Annotated in this window: 14 protein-coding genes and 1 tRNA gene; 13 read left to right on the top strand and 2 right to left on the bottom strand. The window is 54.3% G+C overall.

The window, feature by feature from the left end; genetic code table 11:
- Nucleotides 1-225: RNA recognition motif domain-containing protein (locus AB5Y85_RS18045; RefSeq protein WP_368221913.1), on the bottom strand; the 225-nt coding region annotated here is incomplete at its 3' end.
- A gap of 216 nt (nt 226-441) precedes the next feature.
- Nucleotides 442-984: a hypothetical protein gene (locus tag AB5Y85_RS18050; RefSeq protein WP_257687489.1), complete on the bottom strand. Its 543-nt coding sequence runs from the start codon at nt 982-984 to the stop codon at nt 442-444.
- A 106-nt stretch (nt 985-1090) separates the two neighbouring features.
- Here AB5Y85_RS18050 and AB5Y85_RS18055 point away from each other — a divergent pair, with 106 nt between their 5' ends.
- The 13 genes from AB5Y85_RS18055 to AB5Y85_RS18115 all read left to right on the top strand — a co-directional run bounded on the left by AB5Y85_RS18055 (nt 1091) and on the right by AB5Y85_RS18115 (nt 12840).
- Nucleotides 1091-1861, top strand: coding sequence for an amino acid ABC transporter ATP-binding protein (locus tag AB5Y85_RS18055; protein WP_005337182.1), 771 nt, complete (start codon nt 1091-1093; stop codon nt 1859-1861).
- Nucleotides 1854-2651 (top strand): amino acid ABC transporter permease, encoded by a 798-nt coding sequence (locus AB5Y85_RS18060; RefSeq protein WP_069527972.1) that lies wholly within the window; start codon nt 1854-1856, stop codon nt 2649-2651. The genes AB5Y85_RS18055 and AB5Y85_RS18060 overlap by 8 nt, the downstream gene beginning before the upstream one ends.
- Nucleotides 2652-2653: 2 nt before the next feature.
- On the top strand, nt 2654-3475 hold the full coding sequence (locus AB5Y85_RS18065; RefSeq protein ID WP_257687490.1) for a transporter substrate-binding domain-containing protein: 822 nt from the start codon (nt 2654-2656) through the stop codon (nt 3473-3475).
- Nucleotides 3475-4380, top strand: a complete 906-nt coding sequence (locus AB5Y85_RS18070) for an amino acid ABC transporter permease (protein WP_307772297.1) — start codon at nt 3475-3477, stop codon at nt 4378-4380. Before AB5Y85_RS18065 ends, AB5Y85_RS18070 begins: the two co-directional genes overlap by 1 nt.
- Nucleotides 4374-5111, top strand: a complete 738-nt coding sequence (gene mepA, locus AB5Y85_RS18075; protein WP_257687492.1) for a penicillin-insensitive murein endopeptidase — start codon at nt 4374-4376, stop codon at nt 5109-5111. The genes AB5Y85_RS18070 and mepA overlap by 7 nt, the downstream gene beginning before the upstream one ends.
- An 85-nt stretch (nt 5112-5196) precedes the next feature.
- Nucleotides 5197-5787 carry a LemA family protein gene (locus AB5Y85_RS18080; RefSeq protein WP_021231419.1) on the top strand — a complete coding sequence of 197 codons (591 nt, stop codon included), beginning with the start codon at nt 5197-5199 and terminating at the stop codon, nt 5785-5787.
- Nucleotides 5784-6509, top strand: coding sequence for a YgcG family protein (locus tag AB5Y85_RS18085; RefSeq protein WP_257687493.1), 726 nt, complete (start codon nt 5784-5786; stop codon nt 6507-6509). Before AB5Y85_RS18080 ends, AB5Y85_RS18085 begins: the two co-directional genes overlap by 4 nt.
- 20 nt (nt 6510-6529) lie before the next feature.
- On the top strand, nt 6530-7147 hold the full coding sequence (locus AB5Y85_RS18090; protein WP_005337196.1) for a TPM domain-containing protein: 618 nt from the start codon (nt 6530-6532) through the stop codon (nt 7145-7147).
- 145 nt (nt 7148-7292) lie between these two features.
- A tRNA-Ser gene (locus AB5Y85_RS18095) sits at nt 7293-7380 on the top strand.
- 83 nt (nt 7381-7463) lie between these two features.
- Nucleotides 7464-8738 (top strand): tyrosine-type recombinase/integrase, encoded by a 1275-nt coding sequence (locus tag AB5Y85_RS18100; protein ID WP_368221917.1) that lies wholly within the window; start codon nt 7464-7466, stop codon nt 8736-8738.
- A 284-nt stretch (nt 8739-9022) separates the two neighbouring features.
- Nucleotides 9023-10159 (top strand): tyrosine-type recombinase/integrase, encoded by a 1137-nt coding sequence (locus AB5Y85_RS18105; RefSeq protein ID WP_059112249.1) that lies wholly within the window; start codon nt 9023-9025, stop codon nt 10157-10159.
- A gap of 282 nt (nt 10160-10441) precedes the next feature.
- The gene (locus tag AB5Y85_RS18110) at nt 10442-11140 is read left to right on the top strand and encodes a hypothetical protein (RefSeq protein ID WP_109113091.1); all 699 of its coding nucleotides are present in this window, start codon (nt 10442-10444) and stop codon (nt 11138-11140) included.
- Nucleotides 11131-12840, top strand: a complete 1710-nt coding sequence (locus AB5Y85_RS18115) for a relaxase/mobilization nuclease domain-containing protein (RefSeq protein ID WP_198497570.1) — start codon at nt 11131-11133, stop codon at nt 12838-12840. The genes AB5Y85_RS18110 and AB5Y85_RS18115 overlap by 10 nt, the downstream gene beginning before the upstream one ends.
- The last annotated feature ends 204 nt before the right edge of the window (nt 12841-13044 follow it).

Here is a 13044-nt window from a genome sequence, read left to right on the forward strand (position 1 = left end):
GTTGACGGTGATGGTACGGCCACCGACTTCTGTGCCATGCAGACCAGCGATGGCCTTTTCGGCATCACCATTGACCGGCATTTCAATAAAACCAAACCCCTTTGACTGGCCGGTATCGCGGTCGATGATGATATCAACCTTGTCGACCTGTCCAAACTGGCTGAACAGGGTTTTCAGTTCGTCGGCCGTCATCCGGTACGACAGATTTCCTACGTAAATCTTCATGCCATCCACTCTCGATTCAAGGTGCCTTCTCTATGCAATTCCCAGCATAACGGTAAGGGCACAACCCCTATGCCGGACCTGCCATGGCTTCATGCCGTGGCCTTCTCCACACTGTCGTCAAGTGATTGATCTCTTGGGTTAACAGTGCAGACAAGATCAATTCGAGTCACTGGCAGTATCTGAGCTTTGCCGGGAATTGTCGAGAAAATAGTCGACTCAGGCCGATTGCAGATCTGACAACCGTTGCGCCAGCATCCGGCGACCGTGCCAGGCCCGTTTAAAGCCGAAGCGATAGACCGACGGGCTCACCAGATGCAGCTCCCCTGCCTTGAGATCCAGCAAGGCCATGGCCGCCGCCAGCTCCTCTTCACTCAGCTGCAGATCGAGGCTGAAGTCGAGCCACTGGCCGTCGTGGCCCACTCGCCTCTCCCGTTCGAGCGCCACCAGCTGGCTGCGGGGCAGTGCCAGCGCCTCATCCTTGTTGCCATTGAGCAGATAGATATGCTGTTCATCCCACCCCAGCTCCGCCAGGCGCCAGGGCTGCCAGCTGCGGGGCAGCGACACCATGATCCCGGTGATGCCACCAAAGACCACGCCTACCCAGTTGAGCAGCGCCATGGCGCCCCAACCATCCCACAAGGAGGCCGCCACCACGCCCCAACTCACCAGCAACAACAGAAAAATGACGCAGCGATAGCGAACCGCTGGCGGCATCAACAGCTGCACCTGCAAATCGGCAAGCAAGGATGTAATACGCATGAAAAGCTCCTGTCATCACGAAATGGCGCCATTGTGAATAGCCATCAGGATGCTGACAAGGGGGTTTTCTTTGTCATCCCCCTATAAAATCAATACCATGGCGTAAATGATTCTCAGTGGAACCCGCTTCTTGACCAGCTCGCAACCCTGTGTGCGCTTTTGTGGCGTCGACAAATTCTATGGCGATTTTCAGGCTCTTCATCACATCGATCTCACCATTGAACGGGGAGAGAAGTGGGTTATCTGTGGCCCGTCAGGCTCGGGAAAATCGACCCTGATCCGCACCATCAACGGGCTGGAGGGGATCGACGACGGCCAGCTGTTCCTGTTTGGCGAGCCGGTGACCCCTTCCTACCTGCGCCGCCTGCAAGGTCGGGTTGGCATGGTGTTTCAGCAGTTCAACCTCTTCCCCCATATGACGGTGCTGGAAAACCTGATGGTGGCGCCGGTGCATACCCTGGGGTTGCGCCCTGAGGAGGCCAAAGCCCGGGCGCTCGGGCTGCTCGAGCGGGTGCGTATTCAGGCACAGGCCGACAAGTACCCCCACCAGCTCTCCGGCGGCCAGCAGCAGCGGGTCGCCATCGCCCGCTCCCTCTGCATGCAACCCGAGCTGATGCTGTTTGACGAGCCCACCTCCGCCCTCGACCCCGAGATGATCCGCGAAGTGCTCGATGTGATCCGCGAGCTGGCTGACGAGGGGATGACCCTGATCTGCGTCACTCACGAGATGGGCTTTGCCCGTCAAGTGGCGGATCGGGTGCTCTTTATGGATGAGGGGAAAATCATCGAGTCGGCCCCGCCCGCCCAGCTGTTCAACGCCCCTCGTCACCCGCGTACCCGGGCCTTCCTCGAACAGGTGCTCAGCTATCATGGCTAGGCTCAATCGCCCCCGCCTGCTCGGCTGGTTGTCAGGCACTGTGATGCTCTCTGTGCTACTGGGCTGGGCGCTTTATAGCGGCGCTCGCCAGATGGGCTATGAGTGGCAGTGGCCGCGGGTGTTGCCCTTTCTCGGCGAATGGGATGAGGGAACCTTTTATGCTGGCCCCCTGCTAAACGGCCTGCTGGTCACTTTGCAGGTGGCGCTGCTCAGCCTGTTGGGCACTCTGGCGGTCGGGGTGTGCGTGGTCAGCCTGCGGCTGCTTCCCTCCAGGCTCGGCCCATGGCTCGCCATCGCTTATCTGGCGCTGGTGCGCACCACGCCCCAGCTGGTGCAGCTCTATATTCTCTATTTCTTGCTGGGCCCCATGCTGGGATTGGCCCCCCTTGCCTGCGCCGTGTTGAGCCTCTCCCTCTATCAGGGCGCTTTCACCGCCGAAGTGCTGCGTGCAGGCGTACAGGCCATTCCCAAAGGACAGTGGGAGGCAGCCCAGTCGCTTGGCTTGTCACGGGCCATCACCCTGCGCAAGGTGATCCTGCCCCAGCTGGTGCGCATCACCTTGCCGCCGCTGACCAACGAGCTGGTCTCCCTTATCAAACATTCGGCGCTGGTGAGTGTGATCGCCATCTTCGATCTGACCAACGAAGGGCGTACTCTGGTTGCCGATACGTTTCTGACCTTTGAGGTGTGGTTTACCGTGGCCGCCCTCTATTTGCTGTTAACCCTGACGCTGTCAGCCTGTTCGCGGGCGCTGGCCCGTCACCTGAATCCGGATCAACAAGGACGCTAACCATGACTCTGTCATTCAAGACCACCCTGTCGGGCGCAGCCCTGCTGCTAGCAAGCCTGCTCACTCCAGCACTGGCAGAAACTGCCCCCTCCGACACCCAGGCACAGATCGAGCAGAGCGGTACCCTGAGGGTAGGCATGTCCACCTTCGCCCCCTGGGCGATGCGCGACAAGCAGGGGGCCCTGATCGGTTTCGAGATTGACGTGGCCCGTCGCCTCGCCACAGATAACGGCTGGCAGGTAGAGTTCGTGCCTACCGCCTGGGATGGCATCATCCCCTCCCTGCTGGCGAAAAAATATGACGTCATCATCGGCGGCCTCACCATCACCCCCGAGCGGGAGAAGAGCGTGCGCTTCACCCAGGCCTACTCCCATTCGGGGGTGCAGCTGGCCGCCTCCAGCACCATGGCCAAAGAGAAGAAAACCGTGGCGGACTTCAACCAGCGCGGGGTGATCCTGGCGGTACGTCGTGGCGCCTCACCGGTACAGGTAGCCAAAGCGCACTTCCCCAAGGCCACCCTGCGCCAGTTTGATGACGAGTCACAGGTTTTTCAGGAGGTGCTGAACGGCCGCGCCCACGGCGCCCTCTCCTCTTCCCCGAAACCCGAGCAAGAGGCGCTGCGCCACCCGGATGCCCTCTTTATGCCGTTTGCCGAGCCGTTGGCACAAGGCGATGAAGGCTTTGCCCTGCGCAAGGGGGATGATGCCCTGGCTGAACAGTTCAACGAGTGGATCGCCGCCCGTCAGGCCGATGGCTGGCTCAAGGCGCGCCATGACTACTGGTTCAAGTCGCTGGCGTGGGAAGCGCAGGTCGCCAACCCCTGATGCTGATGGCCCTCAAACAGACCATCCGGCGCATCGTCCGTGGGCCATGTCGGAACATCAACTGGCTGGATGGGGCGATCGCCCTGATCCTGCTGCTGGCAGGCCTCTGGCTGGCCAGCCGCTTGCACATCGGGGTAGCCTATCAGTGGCGCTGGCATGAGGCCTTCGATCTGCTGTTCACCCCTGGCCCTTACGGCGAGTTGCCCTACTTTTTCAGCGGTCTGCTCACCACCTTGCGCATCGCCCTGCTCGGCATGGTGCTGGCGCTGCTGCTCGGCACTGCGCTGGGGGTAGCCGCCTTCAGCCGCCGCCCCTGGCTGGTGATGCCCGCGACCCTGTTTATCCAGCTGATCCGCAATCTGCCGCCGCTGGTCTTTATCTTCATCTTCTACTTCTTTATCGCCAACCAGCTGCTGCCTGCGAGCGGCCTCTCACGCTGGCTCGGCACAGTATCACTCTCCCCGTGGCAAGAGGCGCTGTTTGGCCCATCTGCCCGCTGGGAGAACCTCATCTCAGGCACCCTCTGCGTTGGCATGATCAGCGCAGCCTTCGTCGCCGAGATCGTCCGCGCCGGGCTGGCCGCCATCCCCCGTGGCCAGTGGGAGGCGGCGCAGAGCCTCGGGCTCTCTCCCTGGGTGCGGCTGCGCCATGTGATCCTGCCGCAGGCCATGCTGCTGATGCTCCCCCCCCTCACCGGCCAGCTCATTGCGCTGGTGAAAGATACCGCCATCGTTTCCCTTATCTCGGTGCAGGAGCTCACCTTCGTCGGCACCGAGATGGCCAACTCAAGCGGACTGGTCTACGAGATCTGGCTGCTGGTGGCCGCAGCCTATTTATCTATATGTTTGAGTCTGTTCGTATTGCTGAGCCGACTCGAAGCAAGACAAGGAGCACGCACATGCTGACGTCCCTGTTGCTGGCGACCGTATTGCAGGCAGAAGCCATCGGCGGTTATGCCGCCGGTTGCCTGAAAAACGGCGTATCCCTGCCCCTCGAAGGGCCGGGTTATCAGGTGATCCGCACCAAACGGCTGCGCTACTACGGCCACCCCGACCTTATCCACTATCTGCAGACGCTGGCCAACCAGACCCGCATGGCCGGGCTGCCGGATCTCTATATCGCCGATCTGGCGATGGCCCAGGGCGGCCCCTTTACCTCCGGCCATCGCAGCCATCAGACTGGCCTTGATGCCGATATCTGGTTTCGCATGGCCAACCGCCCCATCAGCAAATGGGAGCAGGATGCCCCCAAGGAGTGGGCGCTGATCGACGAACCCAGCTACAAGATGTTGCCAGGCCGCTTTGGCCCCCAGCAGCTCACCCTGCTGCGGCTTGCGGCCAGCAAACCCGAGGTGGCCCGCATCTTCGTCAATCCGGTGATCAAATCCGCGGTCTGCCAGCAGGCTGGTGACGAGCCCTGGGTCGCCAAGCTGCGCCCCTGGGTGGGCCACTTCAGCCACTTCCACGTACGGCTACGCTGCCCGGTAGGCAGCCCCGATTGCGAACCTCAGGCCCCCATTCCGCCCGGCAATGGCTGCGGGGAAGAGCTGGCCTCCTGGCTCAAAGACAAGCCCCAACTGCCCAAGGTCTCCGGCATAAACAAGCGACCCGAACTACCTGCGCGTTGTGGCAACTGACCCCAAGCTGGTATGGTGGTGCACTCTTGGTCGTACACCATCCATGGCGCACTATCGACTCGAAATATCAAAGGAGAACAACAAGATGGCCACATCACTCTGGCGCAGAACCACGCAGAGCCTGTTGACCCTGACCCTGCTGCTCGGCCTGACCGGCTGCGGCATGAACAATATTCCGACCCTGGATGAGCAGGTCAAGGCGAGCTGGGGGCAGGTGGAGAACCAGTATCAGCGCCGCGCCGATCTCATCCCCAATCTGGTCGCCACCGTCAAGGGCTACGCCAGCCATGAGCAGGAGACCCTAAAGGCGGTCACCGATGCCCGTGCCCGGGTCGGCAGCGTGCAGGTGAGCGATCCTGCCAAGCTCAAGGAGTTTGAAGCGGCGCAGAACCAGCTCTCCAGCGCCCTCTCCCGCCTGATGGTAGTGGTAGAACGCTACCCCGAGCTGAAAGCGGATCAGCAGTTCCTTGCCCTGCAGGCTCAGCTGGAAGGAACCGAGAATCGCATCTCGGTGGCTCGCCGCGACTATATCGAGGCGGTGCGCCAGTTCAATACCGAGATCCGCACTTTCCCCGGCGTTATCTGGTCCAAGCTGCTCTACTCGGATCTGGAAGCCAAACCCAGTTTCAGTGCCAAACCCGGTGCCGATGAGGCGCCCAAGGTCAGCTTCCAATGAAGATGATGCTGCGCTGGTTTCTTCCCTGTCTGCTGCTCTGGGCCACGGCCCTGCAAGCGGCACCCGACTTCCCGACGCTGAGCGGACGGGTGGTGGATGAAGCCAGTCTGATGTCCCGCAAACAGGCCCATCAACTGACCCAACAGCTGGCCGCCTTTGAAAAACGCAGCGGCATCCAGCTGGTGGTGGTCTCTGTCGACAGCCTCGGTGGGGAGACCATCGAGGAGTACGGCTACCAACTCGGTCGCCACTGGGGGATCGGCCAGAAAGGCAAGAACAATGGCGTGCTGTTGCTGATCGCCCAGGATGAGCGCAAGGTGCGGATCGAGGTGGGATACGGGCTGGAAGGCGCCCTGCCCGACGCCATCGCCGCCAACATCATCCATGGCCGCATCCTGCCCGCCTTCAAGCGCGGCGATATGGTGGCCGGGATCATGGCGGGCAGCCAGAGCATCATGAAGGCACTCGCCGGAGAGTATCAGCCGGTCGAGCAGCCAAAGAGTGACAACGGTGGCGGCCCCTGGCTGTTTATTCTGGTGGTGATTGCGATGATCGTGCTCCACAACCTGCGCGGCGGTGGTGGCGGTGGGCCAGGAGGACGACGTCGGTCGGCCTATATGGCCGGTGGATTGGGTGCCGGCTCCTTTGGAGGTCGCTCTGGCGGCGGATTCAGCGGTGGCGGCGGCAGTTTTGGCGGCGGCGGAGCCTCCGGTGGCTGGTAACAGGAGTAAAGAGACAAATCATGATTTCTAAACAGTTCTTCCACACGCTTCAGGCCAAGGTGCGCGAAGCGGAGCTAGAGACTGATGCTGAACTGGTCACCGTGCTGGCCCCGGCCAGCGATGGCTATCGCTACATTCCCACCCTCTGGGCGGCGCTGCTGGCGATGCTCACCCCGCTGCTGGTGTTCCAGCTCGGCTTCTGGCTCGGCTGGTACGAAATCCTGCTGGTACAGTGGTCAGTCTGGCTACTGCTGAGCCTGCTGTTCCACTGGACCCCCATCAAGATGCGGCTCATCCCGAAGAAGGTTCGCCAGCACCGGGCGGCCCTGATGGCACGCCTGCAATTTGTCGAGCAAGGACTGCACCGTACCCGCGACCGACTCGGGGTGCTGATCTTCGTCTCGGCCGCCGAGCACTATGTAGAAATACTGGTGGATGATGGCATCGCCCAGCATATCGACAACGGCCAGTGGCAGGAGATCATCGACGACTTCGTGGCACGAGTGCGCAACAAGGAGATCGAACAGGGTTTTCTGGAGTGCGTAGAGCGCGTTAGCGCCATTCTGACCGACGCCTTCCCGGCCACCCGGGATCAGAACGAGCTGCCGGACAGTCTGATCATCCTCGACAAGCCCTGATCCGGTTTAAAAAAACGGCATTCTGCACAAGGGTTAGGCATTCGGAAAAGATTATGAAAAATAAGGGGAAAAGAGGTTGACCCACACAGCCCTTTCCCCTAAATTACGCCCCGTTCCAGCGCAACAGCGCAGCGAACAAAAATTTGGTGAGGTGTCCGAGTGGCTGAAGGAGCACGCCTGGAAAGTGTGTATACGGCAACGTATCGAGGGTTCGAATCCCTCCCTCACCGCCAAATATAACCCGTTGAATTTCAACGGGTTTTTTCATTTCTAGACTTACGTGATTTTTTTCCTGGATCAACTGGGTGGAACGATCATGTATCTGAGTAAAAATGCCTCCGGCACCTACTACACTCGTCTCCCGCTGCCTAAGTCACTACGTGACCGTGGCTTGCCCTTCGCTATCCGTACTTCCCTTTGCACCAAAGATAGGCAGCTCGCCGTAGACCGCAACCTAGCAGTGGCAGCTCGTACTCGTGCACTAATCGCGGCTACCCCTGCCGATACTACACCCCGCAGTTTCTATCGCTGGATCCGCGCCGATCTTGACGCTTTCAAAGCTGCTGGGTTCATCCCTCCTCAAACACCTTCCACACCTCGTGAACCTTCTGTTGATGCCTCAGCTTGCCCCAGCAGTGGGATCATGCTCACCCACGCATTGGCGAGATTCATCGAGACTAAAACCAGTGAGGGGATCCAGCATAGGTCGGTGGGCCAGCTCCAACTTCGGATCAACGCCTTCGTCACCTGGGCCAAAGGCGTCAAAATTGATGAGGTGACGCCCGCGCTAGCACAGGAGTATCGCAACGGCTTGCTTCGCAAGAGCGGCATCAGTTTCAAAACTAAGACCGATTATTTGGCTGCCCTGAAACAGTTCTTCCGTTGGTGCGTGGCACTGGACTATTGCAGTCGTAACCCATTCGATGGGCTGACGGCAGGTAAAAAGCCGAACAAACGGGCGGATGAGGAGCGAGTGCGTTGGTATCGCCCTCAACTGGCTCAGCTGTTTGCCAGCCTGCGCAGCAAACAATTCCAGAAAGGCAGAAAGTTGAAAATCCAGGACTGGTGGGTACCGCTCTTGTGCCTGTACGCAGGGCTGCGTCCCTCTGAGGCCTGTCAGCTCAAAACTCTGAACGTCAAACAGGTCGAGGGGATTTGGTGTCTGATGGTTGATGCGGGAGAGGTGGATCAGCAGCTCAAGAGTGCCAATGCGTACCGTACCGTGCCGCTACATAGTGCGTTGATCGGACATCAATTCCTGGACTATGTGGAGAGTTGTCGCGGTCAGGGGCAGGTATTTTTGTTCGACGACAAACCATCAGGCAAAGACGACGACTGGGCGCATAACATCACCTGTCGCTTCCAACGCCACCTCAATGATGCTGGCATCGTAGGTCAGGGCCGTCCCACGCTTTACGGGCTGCGGCATAGTTTCATCGATGAGTTACAGCAGGCGGACGTTGCTGAGCATATTGTGGCTGAGTTGGCGGGACATAGTAAAACAGGGATCACTTTTGGCCGCTATGGTAAACGGGTAAGCGTCTCTCTTTTGAAAGAAAAGATAGAGTTGATTCCCAGAGACTTAGTATAAGTGTCAATCCAGTACCGTCTTGTGAACTTTTGCTGTAGTGCTCATAGACGTATAAGCCCCAAACTCAATGCTCACTTATCTGATAGGTGGGATCAATCGCGCTCTACAACAGGGAAATTCAACCAGAAATCGTGCCCTGTGTGGCTCAGATGTTGTGGTGGAACGATATTATTTAAAAAACCAAATAATTTTCTTGACTTGTAATTTCGTTTGTGCATCAAAAATCTGTTGACTTATTTTTTTAATGCTCATAACCTATGCGCAAATCAACTGGATTAGAGCCGATGAACAATGATAAAAACTCACAGGCCAAAGATTTAAATAAGACTCTTGGACTGGCAATAAATGAAAATCTGAAATTTAAAGAAGCCCGCTATGCTGAATCGACCATTGGACCATATCGCCGCAAGAGCAAGCAGCTTGTAACTTGGTTCGGTAAGAAAAAGTTGATCGACTTTAGCTCTACAGACATAGAGATGATGGTCGTAAAACTTTTAAAGAAATATAATGGCTGTACAGTTAATCACTACCTGGAAATTCTGCGCAGTGTATTTGTTAGGGCGAAACTCGACGGTTTAATTCCATCTAATCCGATGGAAAACATAAAGAAATGTAAATTTATCAGAAAGAAGCCGAAACCATTCTTGCAGTCTGAGATTGCACTATTGCTACAACAGAATAAGCAGGAAAACTATCAAATTGAAACTGCATTGATACAGGTAGGGATAGCAACTGGTTTACGAATTAGTGAACTGCTCGCCTTAAGTGCTGAAGTGGTTGACCTCGAAAAAAAGATGCTGACCATAGATCTGGCTTTGGTAAATGGTGTGTATAAAACCCCTAAAAATGAGGGGTCTAGACGAACAATAGAATTGACAGCGCAGGCAATAGAACCGCTAACTCTGCTGCTAGAACAAGCCAAGAATAGAAAGGCAAAAAATATAAAAGTCACGCAGAATGATAATCGAACTAAATTAATCGAATCTCGGACATTGTTAGCCTATTTTTGTGCAAAGCGGCGTCCTTACGCCTCAGTTGATGAATACAGAGAAAAATTCTTTAAACCGTACTGTATCTCTCTTGGCGTTGATTATCGCGGGCCGTCGCAATTCCGTCATACATTTGCCAGTCAACTATTGTCTGCCGGAATAAATGTACCATGGATTGCACGGCAGATGGGGCATGCTGGTACTGAAATGATTCAGCGCTGTTATGGCCAATGGTTAGTCGAGGATGCAGTCGATTTTGGAGCCCAGGCAGGAGCGGTTTTGCAACGGTGCTTACATTCGAATGCTGTAGATACGGTAGAGCAGTCTGCTGCGCCATCTGCCACATTGTACAGAAATTGGAATGAGTTGATGACCATGCCAGAGATGCAATCGATAATACCATTAATCGAAATGCTCCTTAAAAAGAAGTGAATTACGATAGCATAAATTAAAGAGAGTTATCGGGTTAATATGATCTAAGTGTGTACGGTATCGTTGCAGCTAAAAACTATCGTTGACGCTACTATCTAATCAGGCAGTTTATTGCTTTTAATAAAAAGAGCAAGGTCACTCCTACACCGTACAAATTGCGTTCCGCAATGTACGGTGTACGGAGCCTTGCCATGGCTGTCGCCCTGGACCTACCTGGGCTGCCGCCCAGACCCGCTAAATAAATATATAAATTAGAGCTGTTCAGCAGCCAGGAGACAATACGTGGGAAAAGAAAATAAAAAATTAAGGAATAGCAAAAATAACACTTTACGTGAGGAGCTTACAAGAGATCCTGATCTCATGCTGCTCATTGAAAGGGCCGTTATCAGGTGCATCAATGACGATGTCGCTGTCACTATTAACGGTATAGCTAGAGATGTAAATATGGATACAGACATCGTTCGACAAATGCTGCCGAGTTTTACAGAGATCCGTGATCATCGAATCGAGCTACGCTGCACATATGAGGAAAAACGTCGTTGGGAGAAAAAGGCTAAAAATGCAAGCATCACTGTATCGAGGTTAGCATCTCAATCTCTCACAAAATTGAAAATCGTCATTTCTCCAGCAGAAACATTACGCGACACAATAAATAATCTTATTGCGCAACAGACCGGGTTTTATAACAATTTCAATCAGCTGGTAAAATGGTGTAATTCCCATAAGGGCGATGTAAATCTACTTTTTATTTTATGCGAACTCAGGGAACTAGAAAAACAACATAAAGAGCAGGTTGATAAAATCAACGAGATGTTATCACCACAATTAACACAGCCATCTCGGGTTATACGCCATGACAAAAGCGATACTGCGACCCCAGACACTACATGGTCACACTCAGGTGAGGATGACGAGGATGCAGTGGAGGTAAATCCAGCATTAATCGAGAGTGAGTATGAGGAGCATGAGCTATGGCGGTGATTAGATTTTTTGCAACCAATGGGCATCGCCAGACTAAGTCCAGCGCCCCAATAGATTACCTACTGGGTATCTACAGCGCTCTGACGCCGCAACAAAAAAATGAGCGTAGTACAATCGCTGATGCGATTAGGGTTGCTCGTGATAAAAATGACGCTCCATTGGTTCATCGGTTGAACCAACAACTGAGACTGATCCATGGTGTACAACGGACTCCACCACCTGAGCTGTTGGCTGGAAATCCACGAGACATTGCTTATGCAATCGAGATATCGCCACATAAATATAAATACACCAGCGGTGTCATTGCACATGCAATTGAGGACAACCAGACGCTGAGTTCCAATCCTGATATTGCTCAGGAATTTCGTGCATTGATGGAGGAGCTGGTTTTTGCGGGATTACCCATAGAGGACAGGATGATCTTGTGGGTACAACATACGCATGAACAAAATCTGGAGAATCATTTTTTAATCCCACGGATTAATCTGCGCACTGGAAAATATTTCAACCCTCACCCACCAGGTGCGGAAGGTGATTTTAATGCGATCCGTGATTACCTCAACCTGAAATATAACCTCGCACGTCCAGATGATCCGCGACGCCAGAGGCTGACAGGAACAATACCACGGTACAGTAAAAATGCGGACTTGATTGCAGCGTTATCTGATGCGGTGCAGTTACGGGTAACTCAGGGTCAGTTATGTAACCGACAAGCTGTGATTGATTGGCTGGAGCAACCTCAGACTCGACAAATGTATGGTATTAGCGAAGTCGAGGCTAAAAAGGATTACATACGGATTGTGCCAGAGGGAAAGATCAAGGCTTTTCGGCTGAAAGGACCTTTATTTAGCCGTGCGTTTACCAGTATTGATGTGGTGAGACCGACGTTGACGATAACAACGCCTCCACAACCGTCGTTGGATGCACTCTGGCAGCAGATTGAGGAGCGGATAGCCAAACGCCGGGCCTTCAATCAGAGCCGCTATAACGTCACTGAGACGCTGCACCCAATGCCCTCTCCGAGGCCTGTGAGACGACCGACAGGTATGGCCGCAGTGATAACCCAGAGACATCGCAAACAGCCAACAAATGCTCTTTTTTGGCAACAGCAGATGCAGCTATATGCAGGTTACACACTGACCCCAATTAACCCTGAGGGAACCCTAACAGTAGACACCGAAAAGGCATTAATTCAACTGCTGATGAAAATTTTGAGCGCTATTTTAGCATTATTAGGAGTGAATCATGAATTTAGAGAAACAATTATTAGAGTTGCTCAGTTTTATCAACACCGAGCAGATGAGCTCGATAGCAACACTCAGGGAGCAGGTTCAATCGCTGCATGTCACACAGCAGCAGATAATGAACGACCATCAGGTCTTGCTGACCATGGTGCAGCATTTGAACACGCATACCAGCGACAGCAACGTCTCTGCCGAGAACTCCATTCATCAGATGAGCGTTTCGCTCGAACAGTTGCAGGAGCAGGTTCAGACCTTGAGCGGCTCCGTAGAGAGTACGCAGAGGTCGGTGAGATTGCTACTCGAGGTCTTAGAATCATAATGGATAACCCTATATTAGCAGCCAAAAAAATTGCACGTTTCAGGATGAGGCCTGGAGCGTATGCATTAAAATCTCAGCACGAGCACTCTGGCCAGAGGACTGCACGTCATGAAATGGATTCAGATCTTTCTTTGTAAAATATTCTGAATGGCGTTTGTTTTTTATATTTGCGGAACATCATCAATACAAGATTACTTGCAATGTTTATCTTTATAAATAGCAATAATGAATATCTACCATTGATTTATAAAAACAACAAATAATAATAACTTTTTTTGGGAGGAGTATGTATGCTCCAGAATAGAATGTTAGCTTGGGGGGTTAGTGAGGGGCGGATTGCC

The organism is Aeromonas sp. R3-1, from assembly GCF_040908345.1.
GTDB lineage: Bacteria > Pseudomonadota > Gammaproteobacteria > Enterobacterales > Aeromonadaceae > Aeromonas > Aeromonas veronii.